The sequence below is a fragment of the Bradyrhizobium sp. 160 genome (assembly GCF_023073735.1).
Taxonomy (GTDB): domain Bacteria; phylum Pseudomonadota; class Alphaproteobacteria; order Rhizobiales; family Xanthobacteraceae; genus Bradyrhizobium.
This window is the reverse complement of record NZ_JADPKD010000055.1, coordinates 102,487-121,920: the sequence shown is the minus strand read 5'-3', so window position 1 is coordinate 121,920 and position 19,434 is coordinate 102,487. Positions and strand designations below refer to the sequence as shown.

Below are 19,434 nucleotides of genomic sequence, written 5' to 3'. Positions count from 1 at the left end.
ATTGATGCGCGTCGTGCGAGGCGTGTTTACAGCATGCGTGCGCGCATCTAGCCTTGCGGTGACGAAGCACTCCGCGACCGTAATAATCCGGAGTCCTTCCACTCGTCACGTAAGCAAAATCTTAAGCGGTGCTGCCTAGGGTCGGAAAAGAAATCCTTAAGCGTGTTCAACGCGCTAGGTAACCTCCAGGGTGTGATTGATGTCGAATTCCGCTGCCTCGGCCTACGCGCGTGTTGCAACGACCACTGCATCTCCTCGCGACATCGAGGCGCAAACTCTGCTCAAGGCCGCGAACAAGCTTCAGGATGCGGTGAACAACGCCGATCCGCTTAGCGAGCAGACCATGCAGGCCCTGATGTTCAACCGCAAGCTCTGGACCATCTTCTTGAGCGAGGCGATGCGCGACAACAATCCGCAGCCGATCGACGTCCGGCAGAAGATCGCCAACATCAGCGTGTTCGTGCTGAGCCAGACCGCCGCGCTGCAGATGAGCCCGCAGTTCGATCACTTCCGTCCGCTGATCGAGATCAACCGCAATATCGCAGCTGGTCTGTCCGGAAGGCCGTGACAGCAAGCCGCCTGCGTCAGTCGAGCAATCTGTCGAGTGCGGGCCAAGGTCACGCCGACAGATGTGGCAAGCCAGATCTTATTTCGATATTGCCGTTACGCCGCTCGACGCTTGATCGTCAGGCGCTGCGGTCGGTGCTGAGCGGGCGCGAGGGTTCGGACTTCAGATCCAGCGCATGGAAATAGGCCCGCCGGCGCAGCATCGCTTCATCGGGGAACTGGTTGACCACCGCATCGGTCTTGTCGTTGACGACCTGGAAGACGAAGGATGCGGCCGCCTGGTCGAACACGACCTGGCGCGAGACGTTCTCGTGGTTTGGCGGATCATTGCGCACGGGCGCGCCCGTATCGCTGGCGGCGACCGTCTGCCGCACCGGAAGATCAGTTTGCACAGCCTCGTTCGCCGCCGCGTTGGACGTCGGTACGATCTGCACGGGGGCCGGGATCCCCACCGGCCTGATGCTGAAATCTGTACTCATTGGCAGCCTCCTGGTTGCCTAGTATTGAGTCAAATCCCAACCCCTCTCATTGCGCAAGCATGGAACACCAGGACTGAAGACCGGGTAAGCAAACGTGCCTAACCGCGCGACGACATCGCCGCGCGCTTTTTCGTAAAATTGTCTCTTGTTCTTGCGGGCGCTCAGAGCGAGCGGCTGACCGCGAGCGGCGTGATGTGGCGCGGGCCGGGGGCCGCGCGACGACCCGCAGCCGTATAGGTGTTCGGCACGTTGCGCTTCTGGATCTCGGCATTGACGCCGCGCACAACGCTCTCGGACACCGCGTGTGCGGTGGCGAGCACGGTGAGGTTGACCTGAAGCATGGCGCGGAACGCATCGTGGTGGCGGTGCAACGTCGAGAGCAACTCGGGCGCGGATTTGGCGAGCTGGGCCTGGTTCGCTTTCAGCTGGCTGACAGCGCCAACATAGTTGCGCGACAACTCTTGCTTCTCGCCCTCGAGCGTCATCGCCTCGCGGACGTTGCCGGCGCGGACGAGCTCGGTCTCGCGCTCGATCAGTCCGAGCAGGGCGCTCATTGCATCCATCAGGTTCTCGCCGATCTTGCGTGCCTCGGCGCTGCCATGCGCGGGGCTCGGGCGCTGCGCTTGCATTGGCTGACGTGAGGCGTGGGAATGGTTCATCTCGGTTGACCTTATGCCGTGCGGATCGTTTTCGCCTGCTGCATGATCAGGGTGCGGTAGACTTCGGTGGCGACGCCGACGCCGCCGGCCCTGGCGAAGTTCTTCGAATATTGCTCCGTCAGCATCGAGCGCCACACCCCGGTTCCAGGCGTGTCGCCGAATGGGCCTTCGCCCTTCAGGCCGGAGGTCATTTGCGAGAACATGCTGTTGAGGAACATCGCCTCGAAATCGGTGGCGGTCTTCTGCGCCTTGGCCTGCTGTTGCGGCGAGACCTTTTGCAAGGCACTCGCGAGCTCGAAATCCGGCCGGCCGTTGCGGCTCTCGACCGAGAAGGCCGAAGCGTTGGCGACGCGCGGGGTGTTGATTGCGCCGATCTGCATCACATCACCTCGATGTCGGCTTCGATCGCGCCGGCGGCCTTGATCGCCTGGAGGATGCTGATCATGTCGCGGGGACCGATGCCGAGGCCGTTGAGGCCGTCGACGAGCTGCTGGAGCGATACGCCGTCCTTGACGACGGCCAGTTTTTTCCCGTCCTCGGTGACGGTGACGCTGCTGCGCGGCGCAACCACGGTCCGCCCGCGCGACAACGGGTTGGGCTGGCTCACTTGGGGGCTCTCGGAGATCGTCACGGTGAGGTTGCCCTGCGCCACCGCCACCGTGGCGACGCGGACGTCGCGGCCCATCACAATGATCCCGCTGCGCTCGTCGATGACGATCTTGGCGGCGAGATCGGGATCGACCTGGAGCTGCTCGATCTCGGTGAGAAAGGCGACGACGTTGCCCTTGAACTCCGGCGGGATCGACAGCTGCACCGTCGAGGGGTCGATCGGCTCGGCGGTCTTGACGCCGAGATAGTCATTGACGGCGGCCGCGATGCGTTTGGCGGTGGTGAAGTCGGCATTGCGCAGCGCCAGGCGGACGTTCGGCAGGCGATTGAGCGCGAACTCGATCTCTCGCTCGATGATGGCGCCGTTGGCAATGCGCCCGACGGTCGGCACGCCGCGCACGATTTTCGCCGCTTCGCCCTCGGCCTGGAAGCCGGAGATCGCGAGCGAGCCCTGCGCAACCGCATAGACGTTGCCGTCGGCGCCGAGCAGGGGGGTGACAAGCAGGGTGCCACCCTGGAGGTTCTTGGCGTCCCCGAGCGCGGAGACGGTGACGTCCATGCGCGTGCCCTGGGTGGCGAACGCCGGCAAATTGCCCGTCACCATCACAGCGGCGACGTTGCCGGTGCGGATGGTGGCGCCGCGGATGTTGACGCCCATGCGCTCGAGCATCGCCTGCAGCGATTGCTTGGTGAAGGGGATGTTGTTGAGCGTGTCGCCGGTGCCGTTGAGGCCGACGACGAGGCCGTAGCCGATGAGCTGGTTCTGCCGCACGCCCTCGATATTGGCGAGGTCCTTGATGCGCGACGTCGCGCTTGCAGGCGTGACCGAGAGCGCCAGCGCCGACAGCGCGGCACAGGCCACCCCAACAATCCTCACCCAACGAACGCCTGGCATCCTCTGCTCCCCAAAGGTCCCCTAAAAAGGGCTCCTCAAATCAAAGGACCGTCTGCGACACTCCCATGACGAGCTGGTCCGGCGCTTTCCTTGCGAGCGCCGTGCCAAGCGAGGGCAGCAGGGTAGGTGGCTGAATAGGTTGAATAAATCTGTTCCGACCGGTGTCAGCCGGCGTTCGCCTTCAGGTGCGAAACTGCCGTCTGTCGGCAGATTTTGCCGAGCCGTTTACGCGCCGTTAACCATAAAGCGGCGAAGGTGAGGCATCGATCACCCGGATTGCTGCGATGCGCATCTACGGACCGAACGGCACCACGCTTGGAACGCCGGCCAGTCAGGCCCGGCGGACGGGTTCCGGCACCTTCGTCCTGCCCGACACCTCGTTGGCGCAGGAGACGCGCAGCGCTGCCGCGCCGAAAGCCGCCGCCAACATCGATGCGTTGCTCGCACTGCAAGGCGTCGAAGAAGATCCGGTCGCGCGCCGCAAGCGCTCGGTCGCGCGCGGCAAGACTGCGCTCGACGTGCTCGACGATCTCAAGATGGGGCTCCTGTCCGGCAATCTCGACGCCTCGACCGTGATGCGGCTGCGCGACGCGGCGGCGAACCTGAAATCGTCTTCGGGCGATCCCGGACTGGATTCCGTACTCTCAGAGATCGAGCTGCGGGTGGAGGTCGAACTGGCGAAAGCCGGCCGGGCGTAAGTCAGGCAGGCTATCATCGCCTGCGAAGCGGGCGATCCAGTATTCCAGAGATAGACGTTGTTGATTCAAGAAGCCGCGGCGTACTGGGCGGATTCAATCGGTCGTCGTAACACTCTAGCAAAAGAGGTTGGGGTGCAGAGCGCGCTCCTGCGAGAGCGCCTAGGCCGCCGCTTCCTCCTTCTGTTGTTTCTGTTGTGCGTCGTAGCGGCGCTGGGCGGCGAGCACGTCCTTCAGATTCTGCTCGGCCCAATCGCGCAGGGGATCGACCGCCGCCGCCAGCGTCAGCCCGAGCTGCGTGATCGAATATTCCACCGTGACAGGCACCGTCGCGATGGCGCGGCGCCTGATCAGGCCGTCGCGTTCGAGCGATTTGAGAACCTGACTCAGCATCTTCTGTGAAATGCCTTCAATCGTGCGGCGCAACTGATTGAAACGCATCGGCTGCTCGCGCAGCAGCAAGAGGATCAGCACCGCCCATTTGTCGCCGACGCGATCGAGGATCTGGCGCGTCGGACAGTTCGCTGCATAGACGTCTGGCTTCATCGTCGAGTCCTCGGATTCCTTCCTGGTGCTTTGCGAATATGCTTGGCGGTTACTCCAGCGTTATCAGGTAAGCACAAAGTGCTCTCTTAACACCAGCATTCTTTGCGATATCTAGTCGCCACTAGTTACTAACCAAGCAAAGGAGCCTCCATGAAAATCGCAGTTGCCGGCGCCTCGGGCCGGGCCGGATCGGAAATCACCAGGGAATTGTCTCGTCGCGGCCATAGCGTCACCGCCATTGCTCGCAACCCCGAAAAGATCGCGGCCCTGCCGAACGTCACGCCCACCAAGGGCGACGTGCTCGATCAGGCCGGCCTTCCCAAGCTGTGGGCTGGGCACGACGTCGCCGTGAGTTCCGTGCATTTCCTGGCCAGCGATCCCCCCAGGCTGATCGGCGCTGCGAAGGACTCCAAGGTTGGCCGCTACCTCGTTGTCGGTGGCGCCGGCAGCCTGGAAGTGGCGCCGGGCGTGAAACTGGTGACGACTTCCAACTTTCCCGCCCAGTACAAGGCCGAGGCGGAAAAGGGCGGGGCCTTTCTGGACCTGTTGCGGCAGGAAAAGGACCTGAACTGGACCTTCATCTCGCCGTCGGCGCTGTTCGTCGAGGGCGAGCGGACGGGCAAGTTCCGGCTCGGGACCGACCAGCTTCTCGCAGATGCGAACGGAAAGAGCTGGATCACCTTCGCCGACTACGCCATTGCGCTCGCCGACGAGATCGAGCGGCCGGCCCATCCGAGGCAGCGTTTCACGGTCGGCTACTGAGCCGTCAGCCGCCCCCGAGCGTTTGCGGATAAACCTTTCCTGTGCAAGGGCTTGGGGGCGGCGACCGAGGCGGCAGGGAAATATTGTCTGTCACAGGAGGCCGCTATATAACGCCCCGCTCGACGGACCCCGTTCCGTTTGCGAGTCGTTGCTTAGACAGATAGGCCGCCCTTTGGAAAAGTTGAAAAACTACCGTCCGACCGACAAAGAGCCTTTCATGAACGACCGGCAGAAGGAGTACTTTCGTCTGAAGCTCCTCGCCTGGAAGGATGAGATCCTCAAAGAGTCCAAGCTCACCCTGCAAGCCCTGCAGGAGGAGAACGTGAACCACCCCGATCTCGCCGATCGGGCTTCGTCTGAAACCGACCGTGCCATCGAACTCCGCGCCCGCGACCGCCAGCGCAAGTTGATCGCGAAGATCGACGCCGCGCTTCAGCGCATCGAGGACAACACCTACGGCTATTGCGAGGAAACCGGCGAGCCGATCTCGTTGAAGCGGCTCGAGGCCCGGCCCATCGCGACGCTCTCGGTGGAGGCGCAGGAGCGCCACGAGAAGCGCGAGAAGGTCTATCGCGACGAATAGAGCCCGAGCCGCAGAGTTGCGGCTCTTTGTTTTTGGAGGCAACGCGCCGTTTGGCGTCGTGGTCGGCGTTTTGCCTCGCGCTTGAAAGCCGCGCGCCTCAACGCGCTTGCGCAATCGCGAAAAGTGAATCGCGCTCAATGGGCTAGACTCAGTTCCTCCAAGCTCACGTGAGTTCGGATGAGAAACAGCTTTCACTTTAGGCGCGGGAGGTTTTGCGAGTCGCATCAACGAGATCGACTCGCTTGCTGAAGCGCTGATCGAGCTGCATCAAGCATCGCTGCGGTCAGGCCTGCTGCGACGCCATGGGGCGTGCATCCCATGAAGCCTGGACCAAATCAATATTTCCTTAAACGCCGGCACGAGGCCGTAATCTGCCCGCCAGCCGTGCTTGTCAGGCCGGAGCGGGGATGCTGAAGTGCCGCCCTCGAATGCGTAGCGTGGGAGGCGGCGCCGATGGACAGGATTCTCGAAGCCGCAAAGGCGATCGCGCAGGCGCGCCGCAACCATGCGCCGCTCGCGGCGCTGAAGCGCCCCCCTACGGACGAAGCCGAAGGCTATCAAGTCCAGCGCGCGCTGCACGATCTCCTGCTGCCTCATATCGGGCCGCTCGTCGGCTACAAGATCGGTTGCACCAGCCAGGTGATGCAGGATTACATCGGTATCCCGCACCCTTGCGGCGGCGGCGTGTTCCAGAACGGCGTCCATGACAGCGGCGCCAAGCTCGCCGCCTCCAACTATGTCCGCGTCGGCGTCGAATGCGAGATCGCGGTGCGGCTGAAGCGCGATCTTGCCGCCGGCGAGGCGCCGTTCACGGCCGAATGGGTCGGCGAGGCCGTCGACGCCTACCATCCCGCGATCGAGATCGTCGACGATCGCTACGTGAAGTGGGAGACGATGGGGGCGCCGACGCTGATCGCCGACGATTTCTTCGCCGCGGGCTGCGTGCTGGGACCCCTGGTTCCGCGCTCGTCGGTGCCGGATCTGAACGCGTTGAAGGGGCGGGCCATCGTCAACGGCGAGGAGGTGAGCCAAGGCACCGGCGCCGACGTGCTCGGTCATCCCCACAACGCACTCGCCTGGCTCGCCAACCATCTCGCGGCCGAAGGCAAGAGCCTTGATGCGGGACAGCTCGTGCTCACCGGCAGCCTGGTGAAGACGCTCTGGCTGAAGGCCGGCGACAAGGTGCGCATGGAGCTGGACGGATTGGGGACGGTGGAGGCGGAGTTTACGTGAGGGGGCTACGGCATTCTATGCTGTCATTCCCCGCGACGGCGGCGAGTCCAGTACGCCGCGCCGCATCGATTTAGCAACGAGGGCCTCGGAGTACTGGATCGTCCGCCTTCGCGGACGATGACAGGGGGGAGAGTAGATAGCACCCGGCCAAGCTCGTCATTGCAACGGTGTTTGAGGCAGCGGCGTCGTTTCTATGGCGCGACCTGACTCACAGCCCGCCAGCATCCACCTCCAAAATACATGCGGCCTCCGGCAGGGGAGCTACCGGAGGCCGCGTCGTACATCGTCGTTCGCGCCTAGGTTCGCGAACACGATGTGGGAGCTCTTAAAGAAGCTTAGAAGGGCAACAGCACGTCCATGACCTGCTGGCCGTAGCGCGGCTGTTGCACGTCCATGATCTGGCCGCGGCCGCCATAAGCGATGCGGGCCTGCGCGATTTTGGTGGAGTCGATGGTGTTGTCGCTCTGGATGTCTTCGGGGCGGACGATGCCGGCGACCACGAGCTCGCGGATCTCGTAGTTGACGCGGATTTCCTGCTTGCCCTCGACCACGAGGTTGCCGTTCGGCAGCACTTGCGTGACTACCGCGGCGACGTTGGTCTGCAACGCTTCCTGGCGGTTGACCGAGCCCTTGCCATCGCTGGAGGCCGTCGAGTCGGCGGCGAAGATGCGGCCGGGCAGCACCTTCTGCGCCTGCACGCCGAGGGTCTTCGCGCCGATGAAATCGTCGATGCCCGAGTTTTCCTGGTTGGTGCGGCTGCGCTGGGTCTCGTTGGAGAGGTTGGCCTTGTCGGTGATGTTCACGGTCACCGTCAGGAGGTCGCCGACCTGGCGGGCGCGCTGGTCCTTGAAGAAAGCGCGGCTGCCGTTGCGCCACAGCGAGTTCGGATTGTAGGAGGCGACTTCCGGCTTCGGCATCGGCATCTGCACCGGCTTGTAGCCGGGCTGCGTCGTCGGATTGTCGATCGCCGACAATTTCGGTTGCTCGCCGATCTGCGACAGGCGGTCGATCGAGGAGCAGCCGGTTGCGAGGGCGCAAGTCGCCAGCAGCAGGGCAGAGATCGCGATGCGACGAAGGTGGAAAGCCGAACTGAACGGAGACATGACTTACTCTGACTTGGCTGGAGCTTGCGAGACGCGAACTTGCGGAATCTGGGCTTGGGCGATCTGGGCGGGAGACGCCGGCGCCTGGATCAGGCTCTGCGCCAGGGCTGCGGCCGCCGGCACGTCGTCACGCTTGATCGACGAGGTCTGCTCGATCGCGGGCGTCATCGGTGCGGACTGGCTGGCGCCCTGGACGGTGACCTGGCCGCGGCCGGTGACGGTTCCCGTCAGCGTACGCTTGGATTGCAAATTGAGCACGCTGACGGTGTCCCCCTCGGCGCCGTTCTCGATCGCCTTGCCGCGCGTGGTGAGGTGGAGGCCGGGCACCTGGTAAATGATGGTGACGGTCTGATCGCGCACCACGAAATCAGGCTTTACGATGTCGGCGATGCGGATCGGCATGCCGGCCCGCATCGGCCGACGCAGCTGCATCCCGACAGTGCGGTCGCGCGAGGCGGGCTCGCCGGTGACCTCGGCCTTCGGCCGGCGCTCCAGCGCGACGTCGGAGGATTTCAGGAGCTCGGTGCGGTCGATGTCGCGCGTCAGCACGGCCACTTCCACCGTTTCGATCGCGGTGCCGGTGAAGCGCAGCTTGGTCGGCGTCGGATTGTTGTCGTTGTTGATCTCGAAGGCGACGTCGAAACGGCCGCTGCGGGCGTCATAGCGGGTTGCAACCGGCTGGAGCGCGCCGGTGTTGGAGGCATCCAACCGCATGTCGGCGATGCCGCGATCGAACGTGACGGTAATGTTGGCGGCTTCCCCAAGGCCGAAGCGGCGCTCGAGCGCGGAGGCGACCGCGGTTTCGAGGTCCTTGCTGGCGAGCGTGCGGGCGAGCCGGGTGACCTGGACCTCCTTGATGTCGCCGGTCATGACGCCGATCACCTGTTTTGCGCGGAGCACCGACAACACCTGCGCGACCGGCAGTGCGCCGGTGGTGCCGAGATCGGGCGAGCGGTAGACGGGGATCAGCGCGGCAGATCCTGCATTGTCGATGAGATCGCCGACCCGCACCACGTCCGCGGTCACGGTGATGCTCGCGCGCAGCGTCGGCGCTGCGATGAAATCGTCGGCCGCAGCTGCCGGCAGCGCCAGCGCGAGCAGAGCGAAGATCGTGGCGAGGGTGGTCCGTATCATGGTCATCACCTCAGCGGAACAGCGCCGTCGTCGATTGCATCATCTGGTCGGCGGCGCTGATCACCTTGGCGTTCATTTCGTAGGCGCGCTGGGCCGCGATCAGGTCGCTCATTTCCGAGACGACGTCGACATTGGCCTGCTCGAGGCTGCCTTGCGTGATATTGCCGTAACCTTCGGCCGTCGCGGTGCCGTCCTGCGGCGGGCCGGAGGAGGGTGTCTCGGTGAACTGATTGCTGCCGACGGGCTGGAGGCCGGCCTTATTGATAAAGCGAGTTAGGCCGATCTGGCCGAGGATGGTCGAGGTCGACGAGCCCGGCAGGGTCACCGAGACCTGGCCCTGGACGTTGACGGTCAGGCCCGAGGCGTTGTTCGGGATCGTGATCGTCGGCTGCACCGGGTTGCCCTGTGCGGTGACAATGCGGCCCTGATTGTCCATCTGGAAGGTGCCGTCGCGGGTGTACTGGTAGGTGCCGTCGGGCATCAGGATCTTGAAGAAGCCGTCGCCCGAGACCGCGAGGTCGAGATCGTTACCGGTCTGCGACAGCGTGCCTTGCGTCATGCTGCGCGGCGTGCCGACCGTCTTGACGCCGCCGCCGATGTCGACGCCCACCGGCAGGATGGTGCCCTGGTCGGATGACTGCGCGCCGACGCGGCGGACGTGCTCGTAGATCAGGTCCTGAAACGCCGCGGTCTGCTTCTTGAAGCCGGTGGTGCGGAGGTTGGCGATGTTGTTGGAGATCACCTGAACGTTGAGTTCCTGTGCCGCCATTCCGGTCGCTGCGGTGTGAAGCGCCTGCATGTCAGTTCTCCTTCAATCAGGCCGGAACGTCGGCGAGCTTTTCGATCGCCGATTTGTGGAGGTCGCTCTGCTGCTGGAGCAGGCTGGCGATGGCGGTGTAGCTGCGCATGACTTCGACCATGCGGCTCATCTCGCCGACCGCATTGACGTTCGACTTCTCGACGTAGCCCTGGCGCACGCTGGATTTGGTGTCGGCCTGCTGGACGGCGGAGCCGATGTCATAGAGGTTGGCGCCGAGCTTGGTCAGCTTGGCCGGATCGTCGAACGAGGCCATGCGGATCTTGCCGCGGATGGAGTCGGTCTTCGCCGTGCCCTCGAGCACGGTGACGGTGCCGTCGGGTGCAACGTTGATGTCGTGGTCGGTCGGCTGGAAGGTGATCGGGCCGGCGGTGCCCAGCACGAGGTTGCCGTCGGAGGTGACGAGCTGGCCGGTGCTGTTGAGCGAGAACTTGCCGTCGCGGGTGTAACGCTCGCCGCCATTGGCCTGCACCGCGAAATAGGCGTTGCCGTCGATCGCCATGTCGAGCGGGTTGTTGGTCGGCTCCATCGGCCCCTGGCCGACGTCGCGGAAGGTGCCGCGGTCCTGCACATAGGAGACCCGGCGGTCGGAGCCGAGGAAATTGTCCTCACGCGCGTTCGAGTTGAGGTACTCCTCGAACAGCGAATGGTCGGCCTTGAAGCCGTTGGTATTGGCATTGGCGACATTGTTGGCGATGACATCCATCTGCCGTTCCAACGTCATCTGCCGTGACAAGCCGATCAGAAGCGCGTTCTGCATCGGAATTCTCCCCTGAGTGAGATCTGCCACCTCGCTCTCCCAAGCGCCTTGGCGGACCCCGTGAACGAGACCGTCTGGTTCTCCCAAACCGTCGGGTCTCGGCCCTTTCTCAGCGAAAGCCGTGCCAACTCTAAAAGTCGTGTTATTTAAAGCACTTGGTGAAATTTGAGAGGTGCGGGAGGGCGGCAGAAAGGTTCTGTTAGCCATGTTTGCCCGGCAGATTTTTCCTAGCGGACGCCCAATCGAAAGGTTCCGTTAACCATTATTACCGTAGCGTTTGCCATGAAGAGGAGCGCATCGCGCTGGGGCATTTGTATCGCGTCACTGTCTGAGGCTTCGCTCTTTCGACCCCTTTGAGAGATCCGGGCGCGGCGATCATGGCAGAGAATGAAGCGGAAGGCGGCGCAGCCGCTGACGGCGCGGAAGCGGCTCCGCCGAAGAACAAGCTCAAGCTTATCATCATGGCCGTCGGCCTGCTCGCCGTCCTCGGCGGCGGTGCTGCGACCTGGTTCTTCTTCTTCCGTCATGGCGACGACGAGCACCATGCCGAGGCGGCGCCGCCGCCGAAGCCGCCGGCTTTCGTCGACGTTCCCGACATGATGGTCAACCTCGCCGGCGCGCCCGGCGAGCGCGTGCAATATCTGCGGTTGAAGATCGTCCTGGAGCTGAAGGAAGAAAAGCAGATCGAGGCGATCAAGCCGACGATGCCGCGCGTCACCGACATCTTCCAGACCTATGTGCGCGAGCTTCGCCCCTCCGACCTCAACGGCTCCGCCGGCATCTTCCGCCTCAAGGAGGAACTGACCAAGCGCGTCAACGCGGCGGTCGCCCCGATCCAGGTCAGCGCGGTGCTGTTCAAGGAAGTCGTGGTGCAGTGAGGGGAATGAGCTAGCGCCATGGCCGGCACCGAGCAGATGGACCAGGATGCGATTGCCGCCCAATGGGAGGCCTCGCTCGATTCGGAGGATCCGGCGGAGGCCGCCAAGGCTGCCGCCGAGAACGAACTTTCCGAGACCATGGCCCTGCAATGGGCGGCGATGGTCGAGGACGGCAGCCGCGATCTCGGCAGCGGCAAGAACTCCGGCGAGCGGGTGCTGTCGCAGGAGGAGATCGACAATCTCCTCGGCTTCACCGTCGGCGATGTCACGCTCGACGATCATTCCGGCATTCGCGCGATCATCGATTCGGCGATGGTCTCCTACGAGCGTCTGCCGATGCTCGAAATCGTCTTCGACCGCCTGGTGCGGCTGTTGACGACGAGCTTGCGCAATTTCACCTCCGACAACGTCGAAGTCTCGCTCGATCGCATCACCTCGGTGCGCTTCGGCGACTACATGAACTCGATCCCGCTGCCGGCCGTGCTCTCGGTGTTCAAGGCCGAGGAGTGGGAAAACTTCGGCATGGCGACGGTCGATTCCAACCTGATCTACTCGATGATCGACGTGCTGCTCGGCGGCCGCCGCGGCACCAGCCAGCTCCGCATCGAGGGGCGGCCCTATACCACGATCGAGACCGAGCTGGTCAAGCGGCTTGTCGAGGTGGTGCTGGCCGATGCCGAGCAGGCGTTCCGGCCACTCTCCCCGGTGACCTTCACGATCGACCGGCTCGAGACCAATCCGCGTTTCGCCGCGATCAGCCGTCCCGCCAACGCCGCGATCCTAGTGCGCCTGCGCATCGACATGGAAGACCGCGGCGGCAACATCGAGCTGTTGCTGCCTTACGCGACCATCGAACCGATCCGGGGCGTCCTGCTCCAGATGTTCATGGGCGAAAAGTTCGGCCGCGACCCGGTGTGGGAGGGGCATTTCGCCACCGAGATCGTGCAGGCCGAGATCGCCGTCGACGCCGTGCTCTACGAGGCCGACATTCCGCTTAAGCAGCTGATGCGGCTCAAGGTCGGCGACACGCTGCCGCTTGAGATGCGCGCGGATGCCAACGTGTCGGTGCGCTGCGGCAGCGTCACCCTGACCGAAGGACGGATGGGCCGGGTCGGCGACCGGGTCGCGATCCGGGTGACGAAACCCCTGCGCAAGCCAAGTACGACACTTGCGATGTTCGAGAAGGTTGACGAGCAGAACAAGATGATAGAGGCCCCATGAACCACTCCCTGGGAATGGCGATCGAGTCGCTGGTGGCTATCCTGCTGATGCTGACGATCGTCTATTGCGTCATGCTCAACAAGCGGCTGACGCGGCTGAAGGCGGACGAGCATTCGCTGAAGGCGGTAATCGGCGAGCTGATCACCGCGACTGAAATCGCCGAGCGCGCGATCGGCGGACTGAAGCTCGCCGTGCGCGACGTCAACGAGAACCTCGGCAGCCAGCTCGCAGCAGCGACGCAAATGTCTGACCAGCTCCACAAGCAGCTCGGCGAGGCCGACAACGTGGTGCGGCGCCTGTCCAAGATCGCGATCGCCGCGCGTCCCGTCACCAATCAGGAAACGGTTGCCGTCCCCGCGGCCAAGCCTACGACGGCGAAGGCGGTCGCGGCGGCGGCTGAAGCTTTCTCCGAGCGCCGGCGATCCAACGGCCTTGCCGCATGAAGTCAGGGGTATGAAGTCCTTTCGTAACATCCGCGTCATCCCCGTCGTTCTGGTGGCCGTCGCAGGTCTCGCCACGCTGAAGGTCGCGGGCCTCGCGATCAATGGCGGCTATGTGTTCGACTACAAGCCGAACCAAGCCAAGAAATCCTGGGCGCAGGAGAATCTGAACTTCCCAACCGGTCGCGAGGATCCTGACATCACCGGATCGACTCATGGCGCGCCCAAGAAGGCGCCGAAGCCGGCTGCTCCCGAAAGCAAGCCCGAAGGCACCGTGATCAAGATGGACGAGGCCCAGCCGCAGGTCTCGGCCGCCGAGCGCGCGATCCTCGAGCGATTGCAGGCGCGCCGCCAGGAGATCGAGGCCCGCCAGCGCGAGATCGACATTCGCGAGAGCCTGCTGAAGTCGGCCGAGAAGCGCATCGAGAACAAGGTCGAGGAGATGAAGGCGGTGGAGACCCGCATCTCCGCAACCCAGGCCGAGCAGAAGGCGGCCGAAGCCCAGCGCATGAAGGGCCTCGTCACCATGTATGAGGGCATGAAGCCGAAGGATGCCGCGCGGGTGTTCGACCGGCTCGAGATGGGCGTGCTGATCGAGATCGCCTCGGCCATCGCGCCGCGCAAGATGTCGGACATCCTCGGACTGATGTCGCCCGAGGCGGCCGAGCGGCTCACCGTCGAGATGGCCCGGCGGGCCAATGGCGGCGGAGATCAGTCCGCCTCGGCCGGCGATCTGCCCAAGATCGACGGCAAGCCGACGCAAAAGCCGAATTGAGGGCGCGAGGCGAAGCGTGCCTTGGCAACCTGCGTTCGCGCGGTTGTCCGACTGCAGCCCAGCGAGACGCCCTTGCTTGGTTAGTTTGCAAGCGCCTGTTGCACCCTGCGAACAGGCGGGCGCAACTGCTTCTCAACGCGAGGAAGAGTATTGAGCTGCTGCTTGATCAGCGCGGCCTTCGTGACGCGAGTCACGAGCTGCAGCGTGCTATGACAACAGGAGCATTCATATACTTTCAGGGCATATCCTCTGGCGATCGGAACGATCGCTACGACCGCTCTTGCCCTGCTACACACAATGCAACCGGCTTCTCCGCTCATTGATTACCCCCAAAGCTAACCAATCGATTCGCATCGCCGAGATCACATCTGATTCAGAGTCGCGTGCGAAGCGCAACGCCCCCAAGGTTGTGAGTGCGCGCGCTCAGCAACTCATCAATGCAGCACATCAAGCTCCCGTCGCGGCTGCAGCTGCCGCACGCGGCATCTTCTGAGACTGCGGTGAGTTGACGCGCGCGGGTGTGAAGCAGCGGACAGTGGCACTCGAGGGATCGTCGTAGGCTTGGGCCATTCGCAATCAGCAGCGCGGGAGCAGGAGGCCATGAACTACTCGTCCGCAGCAGAACGCGTAATTGAGGCCGTCAACCGGGTCCTCATAGCGGCGATGACGTCCGCCTGGATATCGGCGCTAAGCCATCAGCATGCAGCGCCGCCCGAAGGAGACGACGGCAACGATGATGAATCTTCTCCCGATCAACAGAACTCCTCCGCGCCGGATGGCAGCGGAAAACAGCACTGAAGACGCAGTTGGGCGTCACACGATCAGATCGTGCAGCACGTGGCCGTGAGCTGTACCTGCCCGGTCAGTTGGATCAACATTTGGCGGGGACAGTTCAGGCATAGCCACCAGCTCGGATCCGTGGGCCCCTCCAGCGTGGTCGTGATGATCGGCCGGGTTAGAAAGATCATCGAGCTCTGCGTTGGGCAGTAACCGCCGGCCGTGTGAAGTGTCATCCTTGAATTCGAATGATTCGCCGAGCTGCTGGGGATCGGCAGGCGCTGACCCAGACGGTGCATGGTGCGGATCATGCTGCTCGTCGGCCGCTTTACTTGAGGGCGAATGATTGACGCCGCCAGCCGATTTCAGCAGGCTCGGGTTGGGCGTCGTGCCTACGCCGTCATGGCCGGTGTGGCCGTGAGCAAGAGCGGCATTGTCAGCGTTTTCCGACCTCGCGGCGCCATGATTCCCGGCAACGCTCCCCAGCGCAAGCCCGGCGTGCTGTTCAGCGGGGTTGTGGGCCATGTCCAGTGCTGCAAGAGCAACATCAGGCATGTGGGCACTTCCGGCGAGCTCGCCATTCTTGCCAATGATAGTCCCTGTGTCGGCCACATCGATCTGATCGAAGATAAAAGTGACCTCCGTCGGTGCGGCCATGTGGTGCAAGATCGTAGACAGTCCGCTGGCTGCGGGAGCTAATGCGTCATTGCGGGGCGGTTCGGTCAGGTGCGTTTGCACGTCGTCTGAACTGGAGAGGCTGGAATATTCGGTCGGTCCGATCTGGTCCCAGCTCCAATGCAGGCTGTAGGTCGCCTCACTTGAGGGGATTGTGGAACTCCCATGGGCGGATAGCGTGCCGTCGCCGCTTGCGGAATCGGACGAGACCTCGGAAGTGGCGATCATCACGGCGGTCGCGTCACTCTGCGCGGTTGCGGTGAGGTCGAGCGGTTCGCTGGCAGCCGCCATCACAGGTGCCGCAACCGGCGCCACGAGGAAGTCTGACGCGTCGATGGTTGCGATCCCCTGCAAATGGATTTCGAGCAGACCGGAATCGCCGATGTGCAGGGTCTGGTCCGTTGGATTGACGTACACGATGGTTTCATTCGCCGCGCTGTCATAGAGCCAGGCGATCGTATGTGCCGGCACGGCCGTGCTGGTTGAGCTCAAGGCCAAGATGACGAACCCAAGCGCGCCAAGAGCGGTCAAGTCGATCTTGTCGGACCCCGATGCGAAATCGGTGATGGTGTCGAACTGGCTTGCGTTGGAATCGGCTACGAACAAATAAGCGAAACGGTCCTTCCCATTGCTGCCGGTGAGTTGGTCCGCACCAAATCCACCAGTTATGGTGTCGCCGCCGTTATTGCCGTTGATTGTATCGTTGCCCGAGCCCCCGTAGATGGCGTCATCGCCGTCGTTACCTTTGATCGTGTCATTGCCGGAGCCGCTATAGAGAACGTCCGCTTTGCCGGTGCCATTGACGGTATCATCGCTGGCCCCCGCGTAGATGATCTGACCTGTGTCGCCGCCGCCCGCGATGGTTTCGGGCCCCGGCGTCCCATACACGTTGGGTGGATCGGAGATCACGACAGATCCGGTGGCCAGATAATCAAAGTCATTCGGGTCTGCGTCACTGGCCCCATGGATCGCGACGGTCACCGCCTGCGTGGTACCGTCCATGGCAGTTACGGTGAAAGTGTCGGTCAACGTGTCGCCGACCTCGAGCGCCTGAACCACGCTGTTGTTGTTGTCGAGGGTGTAAGTCCATACGCCGGCCGCCGTCATGGTGAACGTGCCATATCCATCGTCGCTCGGAGCAGGCGAGGAGACTGCGGTGAACGTGTTCGGCGCGTTGTCCACGTCTGTATCGGTGAGCGTGCCGGTCGCGATCGGAATGCCGGGTGAGAAAGTTCCTGCCTCGGTCACTGAGCCGGTCGTGGTGCCGGAAATGATAGCCGCGTCGTTGCTGCCCTGAATAGTGATCGTCACCACCTGCGGCGTGCCGTCGAGGGTTGTGACAGAGAAACTGTCGGTGAGCGCGCCGCCGACATTGAGGGCCTGCACCGCGCCGTTGGCGTTGTCGAGCGTATAGGTCCACACGCCGGCGGCGGTTATCGTAAAGGTGCCATACCCATTCGTGCTTGCCTTGGGCGAACTCACAGCTGTGAAGGTATTGGACGTATTGTCGACGTCGATGGCAACGAGCGTGCCTGTTGCACTCGGCGTGCCGGGTGTGGCGTTGGCAACGCCTCCGGCCTCGGTCACCGAACCGGCCGTGGTGCCGGAAATGACGGCAGCATCGTTGCTGCCGTGGATGGTGATCGTCACCACTTGGGCGGATCCGTCCAGCGTGGTCACTGTGAACGTGTCGGTCAGTGTCTGGCCGGCATTGAGCGCCTGCACCGCGTCGTTGGTGTTGTCGAGCGTGTAGGTCCACACGCCCGCTGCCGTCATGGTGAAGTTGCCGTAGCCGGCTGCGCTCGCTGTTGGCGAGCCGACTGCCGTGAAAGCATTTGCGGTCGTGTCGACATCGGTGTCGGTGAGCGTGCCGGTCGCGGTGGGCGTGCCGGGATTTGCATTGGCGATGCCGCCAGCCTCGATCACTGCGCCGGTCGTCGTGCCGGAAATGACCGCCGCGTCACTGGCTCCGTGGATGGTGATCGTCACTACCTGGGCGGTGCCTCCGATCGTGGTCACCGTAAAGCTGTCGATCAGCGTCTCGCCGGCATTGAGCGCTTGCACAGCGACGTTGGCGTTGTCCAAGGTGTAGACCCACACGCCGGCCGCCGTCATCGTGAAAGTGCCATAGCCGCCGGCGCTCGTCGTTGGCGAGCTCACGGCCGTGAACGTGTTGGGCGGATCGTCGACGTCGGTATCGGAAAGGGTGCCGGTCGCAATCGGCGTGCCGGGCGTTCCATTCGCGATTCCGCCAGCCTCGATGATCGAACCGGTCGTGGTGCCGGAGATGACTGCAGCGTCGTTGACACCGTTAATGGTGACCGTGAACGTCTGATTGACCGAGGTGAATCCATCAGAGACCGTGATAACGAAACCGTCAGTCGTGGGCGCCTTCAGCGCGTTGATCGCAGCGTCGTTAGGCACGAACGTATAGGCGCCGCTTGTGCTGTTGACGTAGAGTATCCCGTAGGGGCTTGTCTTCGACAGATCGTACGTCACCCCATCCAGGACCGTCTGAGCGGCGTTCGCCCCGATGACGCCGAAAGTCAGCTGGCCGCCGCCGTTGGTGCTACTGGCACTGAAAGTTCCTGTTGTCGCAGTGAATGTGTCAAACACCACCGTGTCGCGTTCAGCTGGCCCAGCCCCGGTGCTGAGCGTCGGCGGTAGACGTCCCACAGGCTCCAGAGTGGCGAAGGGCAACACAGTCGGCAAAGTCTGCAGCTCCGGCGTATCAGGCGGAACGAAGTTGATCGGCTGCAGCGGCTGGGATTTGACGAAGGGAGGGGTGCTCGAGCCATGCGGCCCTTGCCCTTGTGTGAGATTGGCGAGCACATCCTGTTGCGCGGCGCGCAACTCGTCCATGCGAGCGGCCGTGTTCGCGACCTGATTGACGCTGATGGTGGATCCCACCTTCTTGAGGACGATCGTCTCGCCCGGATCCTCGACGATGATGTGGCGCGGGATCGGTTCCTTGGTCACGAGCTCAAATGCACCGTGCGCGAGGTCCTTGTAAGTGATGGAATCGTCATCCAAGAATGTGACATCAGGATCCGCGGCCTCGGCATTGTGCGCGGTCGAGAAGGTCAATGCTGCAAGCGTCAGCATCCCGAAGCCGCCCGCGTGGCTCCGGGCGCGAATGGCTGCGATGGGCGTATCCAGCTGGAATGACCCGGTTTCTACGAGCCGGCCTGGTACGAAACTGAAGCTCCCTCGGGTCACCTCGAACAAGGCTGCAGGTGACATGCCTTCGACGTCGAAGGCGAACTCGCTCAGCACGACGCGAGTGCCGCAGGCGATGTTGAAGAAAGTACCGTCGAGGAAGCCAATTGTGATCTGTCCGTCGGCATCGGTCTCCAGCGCGTCGCCCCGGTAGACAAGCGCACCAGCTGCCGCCTGTGTGGCGATGCCGGTCGCTCGCGTAAGCGTACCGCAACCGATCACTTTATGAATATGGCCGATGATTTCGACGGGCAGGGCCACGGCGGGCCCGTTACCAACCTCGATGCCGGATGCAACTAACATGGCTCGACCTCGCCTGGGTGATCGATTCAGGCTCGGCGTGCTGCCATGATCTTGTCAGGGCGACCCTCGCCAAGGGACAGATATCCTAGGCGCTGGCAGCCGAGGCTTGCCCGCCGAAAGAATCAAATCCGCTCTAGAGAGAGACGCATTCTCGGGGACGGCGATGCCGTACTGTCATTCCCGACATGCCCCTCCCGCCAAAGTGATTGCATTGACAAACGATTTAAATTGGTGGCGCTTTCGCAATATTGGATATAAATTAAGTCAATTAAACGAATTAAACAACAATTATATTTGTTGTGCT

20 protein-coding genes are annotated in these 19,434 nt (G+C 63.1%); 10 read left to right on the top strand and 10 right to left on the bottom strand.

What is annotated here, in order from left to right; all coding sequences use genetic code 11:
• Positions 1-199: 199 nt before the first annotated feature.
• Positions 200-568, top strand: coding sequence for a flagellar biosynthesis regulator FlaF (gene flaF / locus IVA98_RS22385; protein WP_008554779.1), 369 nt, complete (start codon positions 200-202; stop codon positions 566-568).
• Positions 569-686: 118 nt separating this feature from the next.
• On the opposite strand, the gene IVA98_RS22380 is transcribed toward flaF, so the two are convergent.
• From IVA98_RS22380 to IVA98_RS22365, 4 genes are all read right to left on the bottom strand, one after another.
• On the bottom strand, positions 687-1,046 hold the full coding sequence (locus IVA98_RS22380; RefSeq protein WP_247334423.1) for a hypothetical protein: 360 nt from the start codon (positions 1,044-1,046) through the stop codon (positions 687-689).
• A gap of 161 nt (positions 1,047-1,207) precedes the next feature.
• Positions 1,208-1,705, bottom strand: coding sequence for a hypothetical protein (locus tag IVA98_RS22375; protein WP_247355521.1), 498 nt, complete (start codon positions 1,703-1,705; stop codon positions 1,208-1,210).
• 11 nt (positions 1,706-1,716) lie between these two features.
• Complete coding sequence (flgJ, locus tag IVA98_RS22370) at positions 1,717-2,085, bottom strand: flagellar assembly peptidoglycan hydrolase FlgJ (RefSeq protein ID WP_247334427.1); 369 nt, start codon at positions 2,083-2,085, stop codon at positions 1,717-1,719.
• Positions 2,085-3,209 (bottom strand): flagellar basal body P-ring protein FlgI, encoded by a 1,125-nt coding sequence (locus IVA98_RS22365; RefSeq protein WP_247278668.1) that lies wholly within the window; start codon positions 3,207-3,209, stop codon positions 2,085-2,087. Before IVA98_RS22365 ends, flgJ begins: the two co-directional genes overlap by 1 nt.
• 284 nt (positions 3,210-3,493) lie before the next feature.
• Here IVA98_RS22365 and IVA98_RS22360 point away from each other — a divergent pair, with 284 nt between their 5' ends.
• Entirely contained in the window at positions 3,494-3,907 is a 414-nt protein-coding gene (locus IVA98_RS22360) for a flagellar assembly protein FliX (RefSeq protein WP_247334431.1), read from the top strand.
• A gap of 159 nt (positions 3,908-4,066) precedes the next feature.
• Here IVA98_RS22360 and IVA98_RS22355 read toward each other — a convergent pair whose 3' ends face one another.
• Positions 4,067-4,450: a winged helix-turn-helix transcriptional regulator gene (locus IVA98_RS22355; protein ID WP_247334434.1), complete on the bottom strand. Its 384-nt coding sequence runs from the start codon at positions 4,448-4,450 to the stop codon at positions 4,067-4,069.
• Positions 4,451-4,600: 150 nt separating this feature from the next.
• On the opposite strand from IVA98_RS22355, the gene IVA98_RS22350 reads away from it, so the two are divergent.
• The 3 genes from IVA98_RS22350 to IVA98_RS22340 all read left to right on the top strand — a co-directional run bounded on the left by IVA98_RS22350 (position 4,601) and on the right by IVA98_RS22340 (position 7,028).
• Positions 4,601-5,212 carry an NAD(P)-dependent oxidoreductase gene (locus tag IVA98_RS22350; protein WP_247355520.1) on the top strand — a complete coding sequence of 204 codons (612 nt, stop codon included), beginning with the start codon at positions 4,601-4,603 and terminating at the stop codon, positions 5,210-5,212.
• 217 nt (positions 5,213-5,429) lie between these two features.
• Positions 5,430-5,795 carry an RNA polymerase-binding protein DksA gene (gene dksA, locus IVA98_RS22345; protein ID WP_085966600.1) on the top strand — a complete coding sequence of 122 codons (366 nt, stop codon included), beginning with the start codon at positions 5,430-5,432 and terminating at the stop codon, positions 5,793-5,795.
• A 453-nt stretch (positions 5,796-6,248) separates the two neighbouring features.
• On the top strand, positions 6,249-7,028 hold the full coding sequence (locus IVA98_RS22340; protein ID WP_247334438.1) for a 2-keto-4-pentenoate hydratase: 780 nt from the start codon (positions 6,249-6,251) through the stop codon (positions 7,026-7,028).
• A 335-nt stretch (positions 7,029-7,363) separates the two neighbouring features.
• Here the strand turns inward: IVA98_RS22340 and flgH are convergent, their stop codons facing one another.
• Genes flgH through flgF form a run of 4 tightly spaced genes read right to left on the bottom strand, consistent with a single transcriptional unit; the run spans position 7,364 to position 10,842 of the window.
• A complete protein-coding gene (gene flgH / locus IVA98_RS22335) occupies positions 7,364-8,131 on the bottom strand; it encodes a flagellar basal body L-ring protein FlgH (RefSeq protein WP_247334440.1) in 768 nt (255 codons plus the stop codon).
• 3 nt (positions 8,132-8,134) lie between these two features.
• Positions 8,135-9,265 (bottom strand): flagellar basal body P-ring formation chaperone FlgA, encoded by a 1,131-nt coding sequence (flgA, locus tag IVA98_RS22330; RefSeq protein ID WP_247355519.1) that lies wholly within the window; start codon positions 9,263-9,265, stop codon positions 8,135-8,137.
• 10 nt (positions 9,266-9,275) lie between these two features.
• On the bottom strand, positions 9,276-10,064 hold the full coding sequence (flgG, locus tag IVA98_RS22325; RefSeq protein WP_247278072.1) for a flagellar basal-body rod protein FlgG: 789 nt from the start codon (positions 10,062-10,064) through the stop codon (positions 9,276-9,278).
• A gap of 16 nt (positions 10,065-10,080) precedes the next feature.
• Positions 10,081-10,842, bottom strand: coding sequence for a flagellar basal-body rod protein FlgF (flgF, locus tag IVA98_RS22320; RefSeq protein ID WP_247278071.1), 762 nt, complete (start codon positions 10,840-10,842; stop codon positions 10,081-10,083).
• A 377-nt stretch (positions 10,843-11,219) separates the two neighbouring features.
• Between flgF and fliL the strand changes: the two genes are divergently transcribed.
• From fliL to IVA98_RS22295, 5 genes are all read left to right on the top strand, one after another.
• The gene (gene fliL / locus IVA98_RS22315; protein ID WP_247278070.1) at positions 11,220-11,720 is read left to right on the top strand and encodes a flagellar basal body-associated protein FliL; all 501 of its coding nucleotides are present in this window, start codon (positions 11,220-11,222) and stop codon (positions 11,718-11,720) included.
• Between the two features lie 18 nt (positions 11,721-11,738).
• A complete protein-coding gene (gene fliM / locus IVA98_RS22310) occupies positions 11,739-12,941 on the top strand; it encodes a flagellar motor switch protein FliM (RefSeq protein WP_247278069.1) in 1,203 nt (400 codons plus the stop codon).
• Positions 12,938-13,384, top strand: a complete 447-nt coding sequence (locus IVA98_RS22305; protein WP_247278068.1) for a DUF6468 domain-containing protein — start codon at positions 12,938-12,940, stop codon at positions 13,382-13,384. Before fliM ends, IVA98_RS22305 begins: the two co-directional genes overlap by 4 nt.
• A gap of 10 nt (positions 13,385-13,394) precedes the next feature.
• Complete coding sequence (locus IVA98_RS22300) at positions 13,395-14,156, top strand: MotE family protein (protein WP_247355518.1); 762 nt, start codon at positions 13,395-13,397, stop codon at positions 14,154-14,156.
• A 600-nt stretch (positions 14,157-14,756) separates the two neighbouring features.
• Positions 14,757-14,954 (top strand): hypothetical protein, encoded by a 198-nt coding sequence (locus IVA98_RS22295; protein WP_247300075.1) that lies wholly within the window; start codon positions 14,757-14,759, stop codon positions 14,952-14,954.
• Between the two features lie 15 nt (positions 14,955-14,969).
• Here IVA98_RS22295 and IVA98_RS22290 read toward each other — a convergent pair whose 3' ends face one another.
• Positions 14,970-19,130 carry a VCBS domain-containing protein gene (locus IVA98_RS22290; RefSeq protein ID WP_247300073.1) on the bottom strand — a complete coding sequence of 1,387 codons (4,161 nt, stop codon included), beginning with the start codon at positions 19,128-19,130 and terminating at the stop codon, positions 14,970-14,972.
• Positions 19,131-19,434 lie beyond the last annotated feature (304 nt).